The sequence below is a fragment of the Agrococcus sp. HG114 genome (assembly GCF_024723325.1).
In the GTDB taxonomy this organism is placed as follows: domain Bacteria; phylum Actinomycetota; class Actinomycetes; order Actinomycetales; family Microbacteriaceae; genus Agrococcus.
Genome location: NZ_JANQCH010000032.1, coordinates 1 through 20,071, shown reverse-complemented (window position 1 = coordinate 20,071; position 20,071 = coordinate 1). Strand labels below are relative to the sequence as shown.

Genomic DNA, 20,071 nt, shown 5'->3' with positions numbered 1-20,071 from the left:
GGTCGCGACCGCGACCCAGCCGAGGTAGAGACCGAACGTGCCGTCGACGACGACCGCCTCGAGCCGCGACCCGGGCCGCGCGAGACGCAGCCGCACGACGATCGCGATGAGCACGACGAGCAGCACGACGATGATCACGACCGTGAGCGGCAGCAGCCCGGCCTGTGCCGCGAGGATCCACGCGGCGTTCAGCACGAGCGACGCGATCGCGAGCCAGCCGGTCGCGCGCTGCCGCGCATCGCCGTGCTGCCGGGGGAGCGCCTGCCACACGGCGTGCACCGCGAGCCCGAGGTAGATCGCGCTCCAGATCGAGAAGGCAGGGCCCGCCGGCGCGATGGGCGTCGCGGTCGCCGAGAGCGCGCCGCTCGCCGACGACTCCACCTCCTGGCCGCCGAACAGCCCGGACCCGAGCGCGGCGGCGGCGATCGTCACCGGCAGGGCGACGACCAACGCCCACGCGCGGATGCGGTCGGCGGGGCGGGCGGTCTGCTCGGCGTCCATGCCCCGAAGATACGTAGCCAGGCTAAGAATCGGCTGGACGAGACAGCGATGGCCGGCCCTCGAGAGGACCGGCCATCGGAGAGCGCGGAGCTAGAGCTTCACGCCCGAGATCATCGCCTGCTTGACCTCGGCGATCGCCTTGGTGACCTGGATGCCGCGCGGGCACGCATCCGTGCAGTTGAACGTCGTGCGGCAGCGCCACACGCCCTCGCGGTCGTTCAGGATGTCGAGGCGCACCTGGCTCGCCTCGTCGCGCGAGTCGAAGATGAAGCGGTGCGCGTTCACGATCGCGGCGGGGCCGAAGTACTGGCCGTCGGTCCAGAACACCGGGCACGAGGTCGTGCACGCGGCGCACAGGATGCACTTCGTCGTGTCGTCGAAGCGCTCGCGCTGCGCGATCGTCTGGTGGCGCTCCTTCTCGGGCTTGCCCGAGGCCTGCAGGAACGGCTGGATCTCGCGGAAGGAGTCGAAGAACGGCTCCATGTTCACGATGAGGTCCTTCTCGAGCGGCAGGCCCTTGATCGCCTCGACGTAGATGGGCTTCGAGATGTCGAAGTCCTTCACGAGCGCCTTGCACGCGAGCCGGTTCTTGCCGTTGATGCGCATCGCGTCGGAGCCGCACACGCCGTGCGCGCACGAGCGGCGGAACGCGAGCGTCGGGTCCTGCTCCCACTTGATGCGGTGCAGGGCGTCGAGGATGCGCTCGGTCGGGTACATCGGCACGTCGTAGTCGACCCAGCGGGGCTCGTCGTCGACCTCGGGGTCGAACCGTCGGACGATGACGGTGACGTTGAACGCCTGCGGCTCGTCGTGCGACGGCGCCGGCTCGGTCTCGCGGTGCGAGCCGTCGTAGGCGTTCTCGACCGGCTTCGGCTCCGTCGACGACTGCGCTGCCGCCTCGGCGGCCTGGTGCGCGCTCGCCTGGTCGGAGGTCGAAGCGGTGTCGGGGCGATCCGCCATCGGCGTCGGGGCGCCCGTCGGGCCGCTCTGCGTGGCGCGCACGCCGGCGTCCTGGCCCTTCGGGTCCCCCTGGGGCAGATTCCTGTCGCTCATCAGTACTTGCGCTCCGTCGGCTGGTAGTGGGTGACGCGCACCGGCTTCCAGTCGAGGCGGATGCCCTGGCTGGCGCCCGTCTCGGCGTCCGTCCGGTACGCCATGGTGTGCTGCATGTAGTTCACGTCGTCGCGCGTCGGGAAGTCGTCGCGCATGTGGGCGCCGCGCGACTCCTTGCGGTTGATCGCCGAGACGACCACGACCTCCGCGAGGTCGAGCAGGAAGCCGAGCTCGACCGCCTCGAGCAGGTCGGTGTTGAAGCGGCGGCCGCGGTCGTGGATGCGCACGTTCGGGTAGCGCGAGCGCAGCGCCGCGATGTCGGCGAGCGCCGTCTGCAGCGTCTCCTCGGTGCGGAACACCTGCGCGTTCCGGTCCATCGTCTCCTGGAGCGCCTTGCGGATCTCGGCGACCGACTCCGTGCCCTCGCCCTCGCGCAGCTGCGCGAGCATCTTCACGACGCCGTCCGCCGCATCCGCCGGCAGGTCGACGAAGTCGGCCGTCTTCGCGTACGCGACCGCGTTGTTGCCGGCGCGCTTGCCGAAGACGTTGATGTCGAGCAGCGAGTTCGTGCCCAAGCGGTTCGCGCCGTGCACCGACACGCACGCGCACTCGCCGGCGGCGTAGAGGCCGGGGATGACCGTCTCGTTGTCGGCGAGCACCTCGGCGTCGTTGTTCGTCGGGATGCCGCCCATCGCGTAGTGCGCGGTCGGGTAGACGGGCACGCGCTCGACGACCGGGTCGACGCCCAGGTACGTGCGCGCGAACTCGGTGATGTCGGGCAGCTTCGTCTCGAGCACCTCGGCGCCCAGGTGGGTGCAGTCGAGGTAGACGTAGTCCTTGTTGGGCCCGGCGCCGCGGCCGTCGAGGACCTCCTGCACCATCGAGCGGGCGACGATGTCGCGCGGCGCGAGGTCCTTGATGGTGGGCGCGTAGCGCTCCATGAAGCGCTCGCCCGAGGCGTTGCGCAGGATCGCGCCCTCACCGCGGGCGCCCTCGGTGAGGAGGATGCCGAGGCCGGCGAGGCCCGTCGGGTGGAACTGGTAGAACTCCATGTCCTCGAGCGGCAGGCCCTTGCGCCAGATGATGCCGACGCCGTCGCCCGTGAGGGTGTGCGCGTTCGAGGTGGTCTTGTAGATCTTGCCGAAGCCGCCGGTCGCGAACACGACCGACTTGCCCTGGAAGACGTGGATGTCGCCGGTCGCGAGCTCGTACGCCACGACGCCCGCGACCCGCTTGCCCGTGGGCGTCTCGGTCATGACGAGGTCGAGCGCGTAGTACTCGTTGAAGAACTCGACGCCGTGCTTGACGCAGTTCTGGTACAGCGTCTGCAGGATCATGTGGCCCGTGCGGTCGGCGGCGTAGCACGCGCGGCGCACGGGCGCCTTGCCGTGGTCGCGGGTGTGCCCGCCGAAGCGGCGCTGGTCGATCTTGCCGTCGGCGGTGCGGTTGAACGGCAGACCCATGTTCTCGAGGTCGTAGACCGCGTCGATCGCCTCGCGCGTCAGGATCTCGGCGGAGTCCTGGTCGGTGAGGTAGTCGCCGCCCTTGACGGTGTCATAGGTGTGCCACTCGTTGCTGTCCTCCTCGACGTTCGCGAGCGCGGCGGCCATGCCGCCCTGCGCCGCGCCCGTGTGGGAGCGCGTGGGGTAGAGCTTCGTGATGACGGCAGTCGACGCCTTCGGGGCGGCCTCGATCGCGGCGCGCATGCCGGCGCCGCCGCCGCCGATGATCAGCACGTCGTGCTGGTGGTAGTGGATGCCGTCGGTGACGGAACTCGTGTCGGCCATGTAGCTGGGAATCTCCGAATCGTGCTTAGAGCTCTGCGCAGAACGACGGCAGCAGCGAGGGGTCCGCGGTCGGCGGGCAGGGGTCGAACGTGAAGGTGATGAGCGTGCCGAGCGCGATGAGCAGCACCGCGGCGACGGCGATCGCGCCGAGCGCGACCTGGCGGATGCGCGGCTTGTGCACGTAGTCGTTCACGATCGTGCGCATGCCGTTCGAGCCGTGCAGGATCGCGAGCCACAGCATGAGCACGTCCCACCACTGCCAGAACGGGTCGGCGAGCTTGCCGCCCACGAAGCCGAAGTCGATCGCGTGGATGCCGCCCGGGGTCCAGAGCAGGTTGTAGGCGAGGTGGCCGAAGATGAGCACGATCAGCACGACGCCGGAGACGCGCATGAAGATCCAGCCGGCCTTCTCGAGGTTCGGCCCGCGGCGCTTCGAGCGCGCCGGGTAGGCGTAGTTCGGGTTCTCGATCGTGGCGGTCATCAGTGGCCTCCCTCGACCGGCGAGAACACGTTGATGAGGTGCGTCGGCGTGAAGTAGAGCATGAGCGCGGCGACGAGGCCCATCACGATCCAGAACAGCAGCCGCTGGTTGCGCGTGGCCCACGGCCACACGTCGACCAGGATGATGCGGAGGCCGTTCATCGCGTGCAGCACGACGGCGCCCACGAGCACCGTCTCGCCGAGGCCCATGATCGGGTTCTTGTATGCGGCCATGACGCCGTTGTACGCCTCGGGGCTCACGCGGATCAGCGCGGTGTCGAGCACGTGCACCAGCAGGAAGAAGTAGATCGCCACACCGGTGATGCGGTGGAGCACCCACGACCACATGCCCTCGTTGCCGCGATACAGCGTGCCGCTGAACGAGGTCTTCCGAGGCGTGGGGTCGGGGAGGGTGAGGCTGCTCGATGTCTCAGACACGCGCGTTCCCTCCGGAGATCGACGGGTTAGGTGGATCCATCCTATGCCCGTGGCGAACACCGGTCCGGTTCCGCCCTCGATCCGAGCGGCCGGGCGCCTGCGCCCTCCGCGAACGCGGCGCGCCGCCTCGGCTCAGGCGTCGACGAGCCCGTCGACCCCGCGGAGGGCACGGTGCGCCGCCGCCTCGTAGTGGTCGAGCAGCTGGTCGCACACCGAGCCCCACGACCGGCCGAGCACGCGCCGCCGGCCGGCCTCGCCCATCCGCGCCCGGACGGCCGGCTCGGCGGCGAGCGCCGCGACGGCGCCGTGCAGCTCGGATGCGTCGTCGGGCTCGAAGAGGAGCCCGGTCGTGCCGTGGTCCACGAGGTCGATCGGGCCGCCCGCGCGCGGCGCGACGACCGGGAGGCCGCTCGCGGCCGCCTCCTGCAGCGTCTGGCCGAAGGTCTCCTCGGCGCCCGTGTGGACGAAGACGTCCATCGCGGCGTAGGCGGCGCGCAGCGATGCGCCGTGCAGCTGCCCGAGGTAGACGGGCTTGAGCGCCGCGAGCTGCCTGCGCGTGTCGGCCATCCCCGGCCCATCGCCCACGACGACGAGCCGGATGCCCGGGAGCCCCTCGAGCGCGCGCAGGCGGTCGAGCCCCTTCTCGGGCGCGACGCGGCCGACGTAGCCGACGATCGTCTCGCCGTGCGGCGCGATGCGGCGGCGCAGGTTCGCGGCAGCCGGGCCCTGCCGGTTGTCGGGGTGGAAGCCGTCGAGGTCGACGCCCCGCACCCACTGGTGCACGCGCTTGACCCCTGCCTCCTCGAGGTCGGCGATCGCGGCGCTCGAGGGGGCGAGCGTGCGGTCGGCGCCGTTGTGGATGCGCCGGATCACCTGCCACGCGAAGGCGGCTCCGGCGCCCAGCCTGTTGCGGCGCGCGAAGCCGGCGACGTCGGTCTGGTAGATCGCGACGCTCGGGAGACCGATGCGCGCGGCCTCCGCGATCGCCTGGCCGCCGAGCATGAACGGGCTCGCGGCGTGCAGCACGTCGGGCTGGAACCGCGCGAGGAGGGACGCGACCTGCGGGCTCGGGAGTCCCACGGGGAACTCGCGGTAGGCGATCGAGGGCACCTCGTGCACCGGCACGCCCCGGTAGTGCACGGGGGCGCCGCAGCGCGGCGTGATGACGATCGCCTCGCGGCCGCTGTCGACCAGGTGGTCGAGCACGCGGCACACCGAGGTCGTGACCCCGTTGACGGTCGGGAGGAAGCTCTCCGTGACGATGGCGACCCGCTCGATGCGCACGGCCCCACCGTACGACGGCTGCGCTGAACGCCGGGGAGCGCTCGGTGAACTCGACGTGAACTGCTCGTGGGCATCACCTGACAGCGGCCTGGACGCCGATGGTTAGGCTCGACAGCGTGACGGCCCTCGACGACTTCTTCAGCATCATCCCCGCGGGCGGCGTGGGGTCGCGGCTGTGGCCGCTCTCGCGCGCCGACGCGCCGAAGTTCCTCCACGACCTCACCGGCTCCGGCAAGACGCTGCTGCGCGCGACGTTCGACCGGCTCGTGCCGCTGACGGGACCGGGCCGCACGATGGTCGTCACCGGGCGCGCGCACCGCGCCGCGGTCGAGGCGCAGATCCCCGAGCTCGACGACGCGAGCATCGTGCTCGAGGCCGATCCGCGCGACTCGACGGTCGCGGTCGCGCTCGCGGCGGCGATCCTGCGGCGGCGCGAGCCCGACGTCATCGTCGGCTCCTTCGCCGCCGACCACGTCATCCACGACGAGCGGTCGTTCCGCCGCACGGTCGTCGAGGCCGTCGCCGCCGCCCGGACGGGCCGCATCGCCACGATCGGCATCACGCCGACCGAGCCGGCGATCGGCTTCGGCTACATCCGCGCGAACGGGTCCGCGGGCATCGATGGGGCGCCGAGCGCCGCGATCGTGCGGGAGTTCGTCGAGAAGCCGTCGCTCGACCGGGCACGCCGCTACGTCGCCGACGGCGACTACCTCTGGAACGCGGGCATGTTCATCGCGCGCGCGGACGTGCTGCTCGAGGAGCTCGCGCGCACCGAGCCGCAGCTCGCCGAGCAGATCGAGCAGCTCGCCGCCGTGTGGGACGAGCCCGCTCGGCGAGGCCCCGCGGTCGACCGCGTGTGGCCGGAGCTCAAGAAGATCGCGATCGACTACTCGGTCGCGGAGCCCGCCGCCGCGCGAGGGAACATGGTGGTCATCCCGGGCGACTTCGACTGGGACGACGTGGGCGACTTCTCGGCGGTCGCGAAGCTCCACAACGGCGGACGACGCGGCCGGCTGGCGATCCTGGGCAGCGAGGGCACCGTGCTCGCCGACTCGGCGAGCGGCATCGTGGTCTCCCAGTCGAAGCGCATCGTGTCGGTCGTCGGCATCCAGGATGTCGTCGTCGTCGACACCCCCGACGCGCTGCTCGTCACGACGACGGACAACGCGCAGCGCGTGAAGCAGGTCGTCGACGCGGTGCGCCGCTCGGGCAACACCGACGCGCTCTGACCCCGTCGCGCTGGGGTCGCCTCGTGGGCGCCTCGGCACGTCAGGGCCGGAAGCTCGATCGGCGTGAGCGGCTCGCCGTCGCACCATGTGCCGTCGCGATCGGCTCAGGCCGATCGAGCTTCCCCGCCATTGGGACCGAGCCGCTTGCGCCAGCGATGGTCACCGCGCCGCACGATCGCGAGGATGTCCCGTTCGATCGCCGGCCACTCATCGTGGATCTGCTCCCATGTGAGCCGGATCACGAGGTAGCCGGCGGCCACGTGCGCGCGATCCGCCCGGCGGTCTCGCTGGAACGCCTCCAGGTCAGCGTGATGCGCGACGGAGTCGCACTCGACGATCAGGCGATCGCCGATCATGAGGTCGACGCGGCGACGGCCGATCCACTGCTGCACCCGAACGGAGAGACCGAGCGCGAGCAGCCGCACCCGCACCATCGACTCGGTGCCTGATTCTGCGAGCGGCTCGACCAGGTCGAGATGCCGACGGACCGCGCGCGGCGCTGATGCGGCCCACCTGCGGAGCTCCGCCAGCGACGCGAGACCGCGGTGGACGATCGAGTCCGCGATCGTCACGATCTGCTCGCGGTCAGCGCAGCGAAGAGCGCACCGGAAGGCGGTCTCCAGGTCGTCGATCGCTGCGGTGACCGGGGGGTTCGCGCCGTACGGTCGACACCCTTTCGCACTCGTCCGGGGTCGCGCGTGCTTCGCGGCCGCGCCCGCATCGGTCGCGGCACTGCGCCTTGCGCGCTTGTCGCGCTGCCCGTCCGCCCGGCGGACGTGGCCGGCGCAGCCGCGAGGCTGCCACGCGCCGAGGTGCCCCATCGCGCTCACGCAGCTGATGCATCCGCCGCCGCGCACCGCCGCGGCGACGGCGGCATCCGGCTGCCACGCGATCCAACCGCGCCTCAACCGCTGCACCTTGCCGGCCGCGAGCGCGGCGTCGAGCGCCTTGCGGGGGACGCCGGCCTGCAGCAGCTGAGCCGTGGTGAGCACCCCGAGGAACGCGCGGAAGAGCTCGGCCGCATCGGTCGCCGCAGTGCCCATCGCCGCAGGATGGGGCGGCTCCACGTCGGGCGGCGCCGTGGCGGCGTCGTGCTGTGGAGAGCGGGAGCCGCCGCGGAAGCTCGATCGGGCTGAGCGCGCAAGCGGGCGGCCAGGGCGCCCGGCGGATGCACCAGCCCGATCGAGCTTCCGAGTCGGGGAGCGACGGGGTGCGCCGTGCCGGTTACGATTGCGCCACGCCACGAAGGAGTCGCCTTGTCCCGCACGATCGCCCACGCCCGGGCGCGAGCTGCCGTCGCAGCGCCCGCGCTCGCCGCGCTGCTGCTGCTCGCCGGCTGCGCCGCCCCGCCGCCCGCCGCGACCGAGTCGCCCGACGCGAGCGGTGCGCCGGAGCACGCGCTCGAGTGCGCGCAGATGGTGACCAACTCGGGCGGCCTCAACGACCGCTCGTTCAACGAGACGAGCTGGGCCGGCATGCAGCGCGCCGAGGCCGAGCTGGGCGTCGAGGCCAACGTGCTCGTCTCGACCACCGAGAGCGATCTCGCGCCCAACGTGCAGGCCGCCATCGACACCGGCTGCGGCTTCGTGCTGACCGTCGGCTACGAGCTCGCCGCCGCGACCGCCGAGCAGGCCGCCGCGAACCCCGACGTGCAGTTCGCGATCGTCGACGAGATCGTCGAGGCGCCGAACGTGCGCTCGATCGTCTTCGACACGGCCCAGGCCGCGTTCCTTGCGGGCTACGCCGCCGCCGCCGTGAGCGAGTCGGGCATCGTCGCGACGTTCGGCGGCGGCAACCAGCCGCCGGTGACGCTCTTCATGGACGGCTTCGCCGCCGGCATCGACGCCTACAACGAGGCGAAGGGCGCCGACGTGCAGCTGCTCGGCTGGGACCCCGAGGCGCAGGACGGCACGTTCACCGGCGACTTCGAGAACGTCTCGAACGGCCGCGCGCAGGCCGCCGCGTTCCTCGCGCAGGGCGCCGACGTCATCCTCCCCGTCGCGGGCCAGGTCGGCGAGGGCGCGTTCACGGCGTCCCTCGACGCCGGCGGGGCAGCGCTCGTCATCTGGGTCGACAACGACGGGTACGACACCCTCCCGGCCGAGTTCCGGCCGATCCTGCTCACGAGCATCCTCAAGAACACCGAGGATGCGGTGGTCACCGCCATCCAGGACGCGGCCGACGGCACGATCTCGGACGAGGCGCTCATCGGCGACCTCGAGAACGGCGGCGTCGACATCGCCCCGTTCCACGACCTCGACGGCCGCGTGAGCGCCGAGACGAAGGCCGAGCTCGAGGCGCTCCGCGAGCAGATCATCGCGGGCGAGATCGAGGTGGAGTCGCCCTCGAGCCCCTGAGGCGGATCGGGTTTGCAACGATTGCGTCTCGGTGCCGCCGCGCGGCGGTTCCGGGCGTGCGCGCGGCCCTATGCTCGACCATCATGCGCTCGGCCGCGTCGCGGCGAGCATCCTTTGCACTGGAGGATCCCTTGAGGAAGTTCACCCGTTCCGCCGCGCGCGGCGGCGCCATCGCCCTCGGCGCGGCGCTCCTGCTCGCCGGCTGCGCCGCAGCCCCCGACGCGCCCGGCGCCACGACCGGCGCGTCCGGCTCCGGCGAGCCCGCCGCCACCGACATCCAGCCCTGCATCATCTCGGACTCGGGCGGCTTCGACGACCGCTCGTTCAACCAGCTCGGTGCCGAGGGCCTCCGCGCCGCGTCCGAGAGCATCGGCGTCGAGCCGATCGAGGTCGAGTCGCAGTCCGACGCCGACTACGCCGCCAACCTCTCGAGCGTCATCGACGAGGGCTGCAACATGGTGGTCTCCGTCGGCTTCGCGCTCTCCGAGGCGACCGCCGCGGCCGCCGAGGCGAACCCCGACATCAGCTTCACGATCATCGACGACAACCAGATCGACCTGCCGAACGTCAAGCCGATCGTCTACGACACCGCCCAGGCGGCGTTCCTCGCCGGCTACGCGGCCGCGTCGTACTCGACCTCGGGCATCGTCGCGACCTGGGGCGGCATGCAGTTCCCGACCGTGACGATCTTCATGGACGGCTTCGCCGACGGCGTGCAGTACTACAACGAGCAGAAGGGCGCCAACGTGCAGGTGCTCGGCTGGGACGTCGACGCCCAGACCGGCTCGTTCACTGGCGGCTTCGAGGCCGGCCCCACCGCGCAGCAGATGGCGGAGACGTTCATCCAGCAGGGCGCCGACGTGCTCCTGCCGGTCGGCGGCCCGATCTTCCTCTCGGCCGCCGAGGCCGTCCGCGACGCGGGCGCCGACTCGGGCATCGTCATGATCGGCGTCGACGCCGACCTGTACGAGACCTCGCCCGACAACGCCGACCTGTTCCTCACCTCCATCCTCAAGGGCATGGCCGAGGGCGTGCAGACGGTCGTCGAGGAGGCGGCCGCCGGCGAGTTCTCGAACGAGCCGTACGTCGGCACGCTCGAGAACGGCGGCGTGGGCATCGCTCCGTTCCACGACTTCGAGGGCTCGGTCGACGCCGACCTGCAGGCGGAGCTCGACGAGATCGAGGCGGCGATCATCGCCGGCGAGATCGAGGTCAACTCGCCCGCGAGCGAGCAGATCAACCAGTAGCAGTCGCTCGCAGCGTGGGGGTCGGCTCCGGCCGGCCCCCACGCGCGCGAGCGGCGGCCGGGCACGCGCGCGAAGCGCCCCGACCCGGCTAGATTCGCACTCGTCGCCCGCGTCGTCGAAGGAAGCCCCATGAGCGCCCCGCACCCCACACTCGAGCTCCGTGGCATCACGAAGCGGTTCGGCGCGCTCGTCGCCAACGACCACATCGACCTCGACGTCCGCGCCGGCGAGATCCACTGCCTGCTCGGCGAGAACGGTGCCGGCAAGTCGACGCTCATGAACGTGCTCTACGGCCTGTACCGCGCCGAGGAGGGCGAGATCCTGCTCGACGGGGAGCCGCAGCGCTTCGCCGGCCCCGGCGACGCGATGCGCGCCGGCATCGGCATGGTGCACCAGCACTTCATGCTCATCCCCGTGTTCACCGTCGCCGAGAACGTGCTGCTCGGCCACGAGAAGGCGCTCGGCGGCCTCGCCGGGGCGCGCGAGAAGGTGCGCGAGATCTCGCAGCGCTTCGGCTTCCACGTCGACCCCGACGCGAAGATCGAGGACCTGCCCGTCGGCGTGCAGCAGCGCGTCGAGATCATCAAGGCGCTCTCGCAGGACGCGAAGGTGCTCGTGTTCGACGAGCCCACGGCGGTGCTCACGCCGCAGGAGACCGACGAGCTCATGGCGATCATGCAGCAGCTCCGCGACGAGGGCACCGCGATCGTCTTCATCACCCACAAGCTGCGCGAGGTGCGCGCGATCGCCGACCGCATCACGGTCATCCGGCTCGGCAAGGTCGTCGGGCAGGCGAGCCCCGAGTCGTCGACGACCGAGCTCGCGTCCATGATGGTCGGCCGCGCCGTCGAGCTCACGGTGCACAAGAACCCTCCCGTGCTCACCGACAACGCCCTGCGCGTCGAGCACCTCACGGTGCTGGATGCGGTGGGCCAGAAGGTGGTCAACGACGTCTCGTTCACGGTGCGCGGCGGCGAGGTGCTCTGCATCGCCGGTGTGCAGGGCAACGGGCAGACCGAGCTCACCGAGGCGATCCTCGGCCTGCAGCACCGCGCGACCGGGTCGATCGACCTCAACGGCAACGAGCTGCTCGGCGACTCGGTGCGCGACGTGCTCGACGCGGGCGTCGGCTTCGTGCCCGAGGACCGCAAGGTCGACGGGCTCGTGGGCGAGTTCTCGATCGCCGAGAACCTCATGCTCGACCGCTACCACGGCGCCCCCTTCGTCAGGGCGGGCACGCTCGACCGAGGCGCGCGCGAGCGCTTCGCGACCGAGAAGCTCGGCTCGTTCGACATCCGCGCCCAGGGCATCGAGAGCAAGGTCGGCACGCTCTCCGGCGGCAACCAGCAGAAGGTCGTGCTCGCGCGCGAGCTCGGCCGGCCGCTCTCGCTCCTCGTCGCGTCGCAGCCCACGCGCGGCCTCGACGTCGGGTCGATCGAGTTCGTGCACAGCCAGATCATCGCCTCGCGCGACGCCGGGATCCCCGTGATCGTCGTCTCCACCGAGCTCGACGAGGTCGTCGGGCTCGCCGACCGCATCGCGGTGATGTACCGCGGCGCGATCGTGGGCATCGTGCCCGCGGACACGAGCCGCGACATCCTCGGCCTCATGATGGCGGGCGAGCGCGTCGCCGACGGCCCCAGCACCACCCCCTCGAAGGGAGCCGCAGCGTGAACGACCAGCCGCGCGACGCCGACGACCCGATCCAGCCGAGCCAGCAGCAGCACGTCGGCGGATCGCCGGATGCCGGGCAGGCGCCCGCGGTCGTGCACGCCCCGGAGGCCGCCGAGGTGCAGGTCGCCGCCCCCGCGGCGCCGATCGACGACCGCACGGTCGTCGAGGAGGACCCGTGGGGGAGCGCGTTCCGCCGCATCATGGGCGGCAACCTCGTCATGGCCGCGCTCGCGATCCTCACCTCGCTCGTCGTCGGCGGCATCCTCATCGCCGCGACCGACGAGCGCGTGCAGGAGACGAGCGGCTACTTCTTCGCGCGCCCGGGCGACATGCTCGGTGCTGTCTGGTCCGCCGTCGCCGGCGCGTACAGCGCGCTGTTCCAGGGCGCCGTGCTCAACTTCGCCGCTGCCGACCGCGGGTTCGTGTTCCTCATCAAGCCGCTCACCGACACGCTCAACTTCGCGACGCCGCTCATCGCGGCGGGCCTCGGCGTCGCGCTCGCGTTCCGCGTCGGCCTGTTCAACATCGGCGGCCGCGGCCAGATGCTGTGGGCCGCGGCGGCCGCCGCATGGGTCGGCTTCTCGTTCCAGCTGCCGCCCGTGCTGCACGTGCTCGTCGCGATCGCCGTCGGCATCGCCGCCGGCGCCGTCTGGGCCGGCATCGCGGGCGCGCTCAAGGCCTACACCGGCGCGCACGAGGTCATCTCGACCATCATGCTGAACTTCGTCGCCTTCTGGTTCATCACCTGGATGCTGCGGACGCAGGGCCTGCTCCAGAACCCCGGCAGCAACAACCCGATCTCGCCGCCCATGCCGCCGTCGGCCATCCTGCCGTCGATCTTCGGGCCGCCGTTCGTGCTCCACTGGGGCTTCGTGCTCTCGGTCGCGGCCGTCGTTGTGTGCTCGTGGCTCATCAACCGCTCGAGCCTCGGCTTCCAGTTCCGCGCCGTCGGCTACAACCCGAGCGCCGCGCTCAACGCCGGCATGAACGTCAAGCGCCTCACGGTCTACGCGATGCTCATCTCGGGGGCCTTCATGGGCCTCGCCGGCGCGCAGCAGGTCACCGGCGCGGTCACGACCGGCTTCACGGCGGGCATCGACGCGGGCATCGGATTCGACGCGATCACCGTCGCGCTGCTCGGCGGCTCGACGCCGTGGGGCACCTTCTTCGCCGGCCTGCTCTTCGGGGCCTTCAAGGCCGGCGGCTTCCGCATGCAGGCCGCCGAGGGCGTGCCCGTCGACATCATCCTCGTCGTGCAGTCGTTCATCGTGCTCTTCATCGCGGCACCCCCGCTCGTGCGCGCGATGTTCGGGCTCCCGCAGCCGGGGAGGAAGTCGCGGCGCCAGCGCCGCGACGAGGCCACGCTCGCCGCGATGGCCGAGCGCAAGGGAGAGCAGGCATGACGACGCAGCAGCCCATCGAGAGTCCCGCCGCGAGCGCTCAGGCGATCGAGCTCGAGCGCGCGGTCGTCAAGCACTGGAAGGCGCCGATCTCGTTCGCGGTGCTGACCCTCGTGGCCCTCGTGCTCTTCATCGTCGTCGCGCGTGACGGGTCCACGACCCTGCGGCTCTCGTCCGTCGGCGACTTCATCGCGCTGCCGAACGCGGTGCTCCCCGCGCGGCCGACCGGCATCGTCGTCGTCGTGCTGCTCGCGGCGCTCACCGCCCTGTCGCTCTGGGCCGCCGCGACAGCGCGCAGGCTCGGCGCGTGGCTGCCCGTCGCGTTCGGCATCCTGTTCGTGCTCGGCTTCCTCGTGTGGGCCGGAGCGGGCTCGATGATCCCCGTGCCGGGCCTGCTCTTCGCGACCGTCGGCCTCTCGGTGCCCCTCATCTTCGGCGCGATGGGCGGTGTGCTCTCCGAGCGCGCCGGCGTCGTGAACATCGCGATCGAGGCGCAGCTGCTCGGCGGCGCGTTCACCGGCGCCGTCGTCGCGTCGGCCACGGGCGTCACGCTGCTCGGCGTCCTTGCCGCGATGGTCGCGAGCGTGCTCGTGTCGATGGTGCTCGCGGTCTTCGCGATCCGCTACTTCGTCGAGCAGGTGATCGTCGGCGTCGTGCTGAACGTGCTCGTGACGGGCCTCACGAACTTCCTGTACTCGTCGATGCTCACCGACAACCCCGAGCTCAACTCGCCCGACCGGCTGCCGCGCATCCCCATCCCGGGCATCGAGACGATCCCGATCCTCGGGCCCGCGCTGTTCGAGCACACCGTCATCGTCTACGCCATGTTCATCATCGTGCCGCTCATCGCGTGGGGCCTCTACAAGACCACGTGGGGCCTGCGGCTGCGCTCGATCGGCGAGCACCCGCTCGCGGCCGACACCGTCGGCATCAACGTCAACCGGCTGCGCTTCTGGAACGTCTCGCTCGCGGGCGCGGTCGCCGGGCTCGGCGGCGCGTACTTCACGCTCGACACGACCGGCGCGTTCACGCGCGAGATGACGGCGGGCCTCGGCTACATCGCGCTCGCGGCCGTGATCTTCGGCCAGTGGAACCCGATCAAGGCGACCGCGGCGGCGCTGCTGTTCGGCTTCGCCTCGGCGCTGCAGCAGACGCTCGGCGCGATCGGCTCGCCGGTGCCGAGCGAGTTCATGCTCATGCTGCCGTACCTCATCACCCTGCTCGCGGTCGCGGGCTTCATCGGCCAGTCGCGCCCGCCGGCGGCGAGCGGCAAGCCCTACATCAAGCAGTAGGAGGCGCGGCTGTGACGACGCCCGAGATCGACTGGCAGGCGCTGCACGACGCCGCCCACGAGGCGACCGCGAAGGCCTACGTGCCCTACTCGCGCTTCCCCGTGGGTGCGGCCGCGCTCGTCGACGACGGACGCGTCGTGACCGGCGCGAACATCGAGAACGCGGCCTACGGCGTGACGCTGTGCGCGGAGTGCTCGCTCGTGAGCGCGATGGTCATGGGCGGCGGCGGCCGGCTCGTGGCGTTCGCGTGCGTGAACGGCGACGGAGACCGGCTCATGCCGTGCGGCCGCTGCCGCCAGCTGCTCTCGGAGCACGCCGCGCCGGGCATGCTGCTCGACACCGTGAGCGGCATCAGGACGATGGCCGAGGTGCTGCCGGATGCCTTCGGCCCGGCCGCGCTCGACGCGTACGCCGCGGGGCACGAGGGAGCGCACCGTGGCTGAGGCGTTCGACGCGGTCGACATCATCCGCGCGAAGCGCGACGGGCGAGCGCTCTCGACCGCGCAGATCGACTGGCTCATCGACGCGTACACGCGCGGCTACGTCGAGGACGCGCAGATGTCGGCGCTCACGATGGCGATCCTGCTGAACGGCATGGAGCGCCGCGAGATCCACGACCTCACGATGGCGATGATCGCCTCCGGCGAGCGCATGGACTTCTCCTCGCTCGACCGCCCGACGGTCGACAAGCACTCCACGGGCGGGGTCGGCGACAAGATCACGCTGCCGCTCATGCCGCTCGTCGCGGCGTTCGGCGTCGCCGTGCCGCAGCTCTCGGGCCGCGGGCTCGGCCACACGGGCGGCACGCTCGACAAGCTCGAGTCGATCCCCGGCTGGCGCGCCGACCTCACGAACGCCGAGATGCTCGAGCAGCTGCGCACGGTGGGCGGCGTGATCTGCGCCGCGGGCTCCGGCCTCGCGCCGGCCGACAAGCGGCTCTACGCGCTGCGCGACATCACCGGCACGGTCGAGGCGATCCCGCTCATCGCGTCGTCGATCATGTCGAAGAAGATCGCCGAGGGCACCGGCGCGCTCGTGCTCGACGTGAAGTTCGGGTCGGGCGCGTTCATGCAGGAGTTCGAGCGGGCGCGCGAGCTCGCCGAGACGATGGTCGGCCTCGGGCGCGACGCGGGCGTCGAGACGCGGGCGCTGCTGACGACCATGGACACGCCGCTCGGCCGCACGATCGGCAACGCGAACGAGGTGCGCGAGTCGGTCGAGGTGCTCTCGGGCGGCGGGCCCGCCGACGTCGTCGAGCTCACGGTCGCGCTCGCGCGCGAGATGCTGGATGCGGTCGGTCGCGGCGACGCGGACGTCGAGGCCGCGCTCGCCGACGGCCGGGCGATGGACGTCTGGCGCCGGTTCGTGATCGCGCAGGGCGGCGACCCGGACGCGCCGCTGCCGGTGGCGCGGGAGACGCACACGGTCGTCGCCCACGCCGACGGCGTGCTCGCGCGCCAGGAGGCGCTGCCGTTCGGGATCGCGGCTTGGCGCCTCGGCGCTGGGCGCGCGCGGGCGAGCGACCCCGTCGTGCACGCCGCGGGCGTCGAGCTGCACGTCAAGCCGGGCGACGCGGTGCGGAGGGGCGACCCGCTCTGGACGATCTCGGCCGACGACGAGTCGCGCATCACCCGCGCGCTCGAGGCGCTCGAGGGCGCGTGGGAGCTCGCGCCGGCCGGCACGACCGTGCCCGTGCCGCCGATCGTGCGGGAGCGGATCGGCTGAGCGGTCCGGGCTCGCCGCCGCGCTCTTGCGCGCCCGGGCCAGCGCGGGGACACTGGCTCCCAGGCGGGGCTCAGCGGTCACCCAGGGCCAAGGGCCGCCGCCGTGCTTGGCTCGACGCATCCCTTGACCCCAGGAGCTCGCCGTGACCGATTCCCCCTCGCCCGCGCGCTCGCAGCCCTTCTCGGGCGGCGACGCGACCCAGCCCGCAGGCAGCTACGCGTACGGCGCTGCGCAGCCGAAGACGCTCAGCATCGTCAGCCTCGTGCTCGGCCTCGCATCGATCTTCATCGGAGGATCGATCCTCGTGCCCATCGCGGGCATCATCGTCGGCGTCATGGCCCGCAAGCGCGAGCCCGCCGGTCGCACGATGGCGCTGTGGGGCATCTGGCTCAGCGTCGCGATGCTCGTGCTCTGGGCACTGCTCTGGATCCTCGCGGGCGGCCTGCTGCTCGCGGCGATCGGCCTGGCGTCCTCCGGCGCCTGAGCCGACCGGCGCGGCGCGCTGGGGGCCGATACGATCGAGATCCCAGCACCCGATGACGGAGGCGCGATGAGCCGGTACGAGGTCGACGGCGTCGACATCCAGACGCTGCCCAAGGTCAGCCTGCACGACCACCTCGACGGCGGACTCCGCCCGCAGACGGTGCTCGAGCTCGCCGACGAGATCGGGCTCGAGCTGCCGGCCTCGGACGCCGACGCGCTCGCGGAGTGGTTCGCCGAGCAGTCGAACTCGGGCTCGCTGCCCGAGTACCTGAAGACCTTCGACATCACGACCGCCGTCATGCAGACCGAGCACGGCCTGCACCGGGTCGCGAAGGAGTTCGTGCTCGACCTCGCCGAGGACGGCGTCGTCTACGGCGAGATCCGCTGGGCGCCCGAGCAGCACCTGCAGCGCGGCCTCTCGCTCGACCAGGCGGTCGAGGCGGTGCAGGCGGGCATCGACGAGGCGGTCGCGCTCGTCGAGACGCACGGCCGCCGCATCCGCGTGGGGCAGCTCGTGAGCGCCATGCGGCACCTCGACCGCGCCGACGAGATCGCCGAGCTCGCGCTCCGCCACCGCGACAGGGGCGCCGTCGGCTTCGACATCGCGGGCCCTGAGGCCGGCTTCCCCGCATCGCGCCTGCAGTCGGCGTTCGACCGGCTCGCGAAGGCGCACTTCCCCGCGACGGTGCACGCCGGCGAGGGCGACGGGCTCGAGAGCATCGCCGACGCGCTCTTCGCCGGGCGCGCGCTGCGCCTCGGGCACGGCACCCGCATCGCGGAGGACATCGAGGTCGAGGAGGAGCGCGACGACGCGATCGTCGTGCGCCTCGGCGAGCTCGCGGAGTGGGTGAAGGACCGCCAGATCCCGCTTGAGCTCAGCCCCACCTCCAACCTGCAGACCGGCACGATCGCGCGCTGGGGCGACGCGCTCGAGGACCACCCGATCGACCTGCTGCTGCAGCTCGGCTTCGCCGTGACCGTGAACCCCGACAACCGCCTGCAGTCGGGCACGACGCTCACGCGGGAGCTGGGCCTCATGGTCGAGACGTTCGACTGGGACCTCGACGACCTCGAGCAGGTCACGCAGAACGCCGTCGCCGGCGCCTTCTGCTCGTTCGAGGAGCGGGAGGAGCTCGCCGACGAGATCGCCGACGGGTTCGACGACCTCCGATGACGCTGCCGCTCGACGAGGCGACCTTCTCACCGGGCGTCCACGCCGCCGACTGGCGCGCGGCCGTCCGCGCCGCGGGCGTCGACCTCGTGACCGCGCGCGCGGTCGGCCGGGCCTACGTCGACGAGCTCGTGCAGCAGATCGAGGAGGGCGGGCCGTACTGCGTCGTCGCCCCGGGCGTCGCGGTGCCGCACGCGAAGGCGAGCGGCGTCGTGCGACGGGATGCGCTCGCGATCGTCGTGCTCGACGAGCCGGTCGCGTTCGGACATCCGCACCACGATCCGGTGCGCGTCGTGATCGGCCTCGCGGCCACGAGCCCGAAGCGCCACCTGCAGATGCTCGCCGAGCTCGCGAACGCCCTCGACGCATCCGGCGTGACCGAGGCCGTCGCGGCCGCCACGAGCCGTGAGGAGGCGATCGCGGCCCTCCGCGGCTGAGCGGGCGCTACGCGCCCTGCAGCAGCGGCCGCACCGCCTCGGCGATCGCCGCGACGCGCTCGCGCGCGGCGCGCACCCGGGCGGCGGGCGGCCCCTCGGTCGACGTCGCGTCGATGTAGACCTTGAGCTTCGGCTCCGTGCCGCTCGGCCGCACCATGACGCGCGAGCCGTCGTCGAGCGTGAAGCGCAGGATGTCGCCGATCCCGCCGTGCTCGGGGAGCGCGAGGTCGTCGGCGGCGAGCACGGCCGCGCCCGCGAGCTCGGTCGGCGGCGCCTGCCGCAGCGAGGCCATGAGGGCGGGGATGCGCGCGAGGTCGGTGACCCGCACGCTCACCTGGCCCGACTCGAACGCGCCGAACTCGCCCGCGAGCGCGAGCAGCTCCTCGGCGAGCGACGACCCCCGCTCCTGCAGCTCGCTCGCGAGCGTGAGGATCCGCACGAGCGCCGAGATGCCGTCCTTGTCGCGCACCGTGCCGGGGTTGACGAGGTAGCCGAGCGCCTCCTCGTAGCCGTACACGAGGCCCGGCACGCGCGAGACCCACTTGAAGCCCGTGAGCGTCTGCACGAACTCGAGCCCGTGGGCACGGGCGATCGCGCCGAGCCCGGGGGAGGAGACGATGGATGCGGCGAGCACGCCGCGTCCGTGGGCCGAGCGGGCGGCGTCCCAGCCGAGCAGCAGGCCAACCTCGTTGCCCGTGAGCATGCGCCAGCCCGCCGGCGCCGACGCATCCGGCACCGCGACCGCGAGGCGGTCGGCGTCGGGGTCGTTCGCGACGATGAGCTCCGCGCCCTCCGCGGTCGCGAGCGCCATCGCGAGGTCGAGCGCGCCCGGCTCCTCGGGGTTCGGGAAGTCGACCGTCGGGAACGCGCCGTCGGGCTCGGCCTGCTCGGGCACGACGACCACCGGCGGGAAGCCGGCGCGCTCGAGCACTGCGCGCACCGTCTCGAGCCCCACGCCGTGGAGCGGCGTGTAGACGACCTTGGGCCCGGCCGCACCCGGCAGACCCTGGTCCGGCTGCCCGATCGCGGCAGTCGCGGCGACGTACGCCTCCCAGACGCCGTCACCTGCGACCTCGGGCTCCCCGCGCGGGTAGTCGGCGACGGGGCTGGTCGCGGCGGTCGCGATGCGGGCGGCGATGTCCGCGTCGACCGGGGGCACGATCTGGCTGCCCTCGTCGGCGCCGCCGAGGTAGACCTTGTAGCCGTTGTCCGCCGGCGGGTTGTGGCTCGCGGTGATCATGACGCCCGCGCTCGTGCCGAGGTGCCGCACCGCGAAGGCCGTCACCGGCGTCGGCAGCAGCCGCGGCAGCAGGATCGCGCGCACGCCCGCGCCCGCGAACACCTCCGCGGCGGCCCGCGCGAACGACTCCGAGCCGCGCCGGCCGTCCCAGCCGATCACGACCGAGGGGTAGGGCTCGCGGTCGACGAGGAAGCTCGCGAGCCCGGCGGAGGCCTGCTGCACGACGACCGCGTTCATGCGGTTGGGGCCCGGCCCGAGCCGGCCGCGCAGCCC

General features: G+C 72.3%; 19 protein-coding genes. 11 read left to right on the top strand and 8 right to left on the bottom strand.

Translation table 11 applies throughout. From position 1 onward, the window contains the following. From NWP09_RS05290 to NWP09_RS05265, 6 genes are all read right to left on the bottom strand, one after another. Window positions 1–501 (bottom strand): tryptophan-rich sensory protein (locus tag NWP09_RS05290; protein WP_258274491.1); only part of this gene is annotated, 501 nt, incomplete at its 3' end. A 90-nt stretch (window positions 502–591) separates the two neighbouring features. Then, window positions 592–1,461: a succinate dehydrogenase iron-sulfur subunit gene (locus tag NWP09_RS05285; RefSeq protein WP_258274492.1), complete on the bottom strand. Its 870-nt coding sequence runs from the start codon at window positions 1,459–1,461 to the stop codon at window positions 592–594. A 92-nt stretch (window positions 1,462–1,553) separates the two neighbouring features. Further along, window positions 1,554–3,341, bottom strand: coding sequence for a succinate dehydrogenase flavoprotein subunit (gene sdhA, locus NWP09_RS05280; RefSeq protein WP_258274490.1), 1,788 nt, complete (start codon window positions 3,339–3,341; stop codon window positions 1,554–1,556). Window positions 3,342–3,366: 25 nt separating this feature from the next. Next, window positions 3,367–3,822 (bottom strand): succinate dehydrogenase hydrophobic membrane anchor subunit, encoded by a 456-nt coding sequence (locus NWP09_RS05275; protein ID WP_258274489.1) that lies wholly within the window; start codon window positions 3,820–3,822, stop codon window positions 3,367–3,369. Next, on the bottom strand, window positions 3,822–4,259 hold the full coding sequence (gene sdhC, locus NWP09_RS05270) for a succinate dehydrogenase, cytochrome b556 subunit (protein ID WP_258274488.1): 438 nt from the start codon (window positions 4,257–4,259) through the stop codon (window positions 3,822–3,824). The genes NWP09_RS05275 and sdhC overlap by 1 nt, the downstream gene beginning before the upstream one ends. 132 nt (window positions 4,260–4,391) lie before the next feature. Beyond that, entirely contained in the window at window positions 4,392–5,543 is a 1,152-nt protein-coding gene (locus NWP09_RS05265) for a glycosyltransferase family 1 protein (RefSeq protein WP_258274487.1), read from the bottom strand. 116 nt (window positions 5,544–5,659) lie between these two features. On the opposite strand from NWP09_RS05265, the gene NWP09_RS05260 reads away from it, so the two are divergent. Further along, window positions 5,660–6,772 (top strand): mannose-1-phosphate guanylyltransferase, encoded by a 1,113-nt coding sequence (locus NWP09_RS05260; RefSeq protein ID WP_258274486.1) that lies wholly within the window; start codon window positions 5,660–5,662, stop codon window positions 6,770–6,772. A gap of 104 nt (window positions 6,773–6,876) precedes the next feature. Here NWP09_RS05260 and NWP09_RS05255 read toward each other — a convergent pair whose 3' ends face one another. Continuing rightward, on the bottom strand, window positions 6,877–8,016 hold the full coding sequence (locus tag NWP09_RS05255; RefSeq protein ID WP_258274485.1) for a type IV toxin-antitoxin system AbiEi family antitoxin domain-containing protein: 1,140 nt from the start codon (window positions 8,014–8,016) through the stop codon (window positions 6,877–6,879). Between the two features lie 12 nt (window positions 8,017–8,028). On the opposite strand from NWP09_RS05255, the gene NWP09_RS05250 reads away from it, so the two are divergent. From NWP09_RS05250 to NWP09_RS05205, 10 genes are all read left to right on the top strand, one after another. Further along, window positions 8,029–9,129, top strand: a complete 1,101-nt coding sequence (locus NWP09_RS05250; protein ID WP_258274484.1) for a BMP family protein — start codon at window positions 8,029–8,031, stop codon at window positions 9,127–9,129. A gap of 131 nt (window positions 9,130–9,260) precedes the next feature. Next, window positions 9,261–10,376 (top strand): BMP family protein, encoded by a 1,116-nt coding sequence (locus NWP09_RS05245; RefSeq protein WP_258274483.1) that lies wholly within the window; start codon window positions 9,261–9,263, stop codon window positions 10,374–10,376. Window positions 10,377–10,505: 129 nt separating this feature from the next. Beyond that, the gene (locus NWP09_RS05240; protein ID WP_258274482.1) at window positions 10,506–12,050 is read left to right on the top strand and encodes an ABC transporter ATP-binding protein; all 1,545 of its coding nucleotides are present in this window, start codon (window positions 10,506–10,508) and stop codon (window positions 12,048–12,050) included. After that, window positions 12,047–13,453, top strand: coding sequence for an ABC transporter permease (locus tag NWP09_RS05235; RefSeq protein WP_258274481.1), 1,407 nt, complete (start codon window positions 12,047–12,049; stop codon window positions 13,451–13,453). Before NWP09_RS05240 ends, NWP09_RS05235 begins: the two co-directional genes overlap by 4 nt. Continuing rightward, window positions 13,450–14,742 carry an ABC transporter permease gene (locus tag NWP09_RS05230; RefSeq protein ID WP_258274480.1) on the top strand — a complete coding sequence of 431 codons (1,293 nt, stop codon included), beginning with the start codon at window positions 13,450–13,452 and terminating at the stop codon, window positions 14,740–14,742. Before NWP09_RS05235 ends, NWP09_RS05230 begins: the two co-directional genes overlap by 4 nt. A gap of 11 nt (window positions 14,743–14,753) precedes the next feature. Beyond that, the gene (locus tag NWP09_RS05225) at window positions 14,754–15,185 is read left to right on the top strand and encodes a cytidine deaminase (protein WP_258274479.1); all 432 of its coding nucleotides are present in this window, start codon (window positions 14,754–14,756) and stop codon (window positions 15,183–15,185) included. Next, a complete protein-coding gene (locus NWP09_RS05220; protein ID WP_258274478.1) occupies window positions 15,178–16,467 on the top strand; it encodes a thymidine phosphorylase in 1,290 nt (429 codons plus the stop codon). Before NWP09_RS05225 ends, NWP09_RS05220 begins: the two co-directional genes overlap by 8 nt. Window positions 16,468–16,609: 142 nt before the next feature. Next, window positions 16,610–16,951, top strand: a complete 342-nt coding sequence (locus NWP09_RS05215; RefSeq protein WP_258274477.1) for a DUF4190 domain-containing protein — start codon at window positions 16,610–16,612, stop codon at window positions 16,949–16,951. 66 nt (window positions 16,952–17,017) lie between these two features. Then, the gene (locus NWP09_RS05210) at window positions 17,018–18,124 is read left to right on the top strand and encodes an adenosine deaminase (RefSeq protein WP_258274476.1); all 1,107 of its coding nucleotides are present in this window, start codon (window positions 17,018–17,020) and stop codon (window positions 18,122–18,124) included. Beyond that, entirely contained in the window at window positions 18,121–18,558 is a 438-nt protein-coding gene (locus tag NWP09_RS05205; protein WP_258274475.1) for a PTS sugar transporter subunit IIA, read from the top strand. The genes NWP09_RS05210 and NWP09_RS05205 overlap by 4 nt, the downstream gene beginning before the upstream one ends. A gap of 7 nt (window positions 18,559–18,565) precedes the next feature. Here the strand turns inward: NWP09_RS05205 and NWP09_RS05200 are convergent. Next, a partial coding sequence (locus NWP09_RS05200) for a phospho-sugar mutase (protein WP_258274474.1) occupies window positions 18,566–20,071 on the bottom strand: 1,506 nt, incomplete at its 5' end.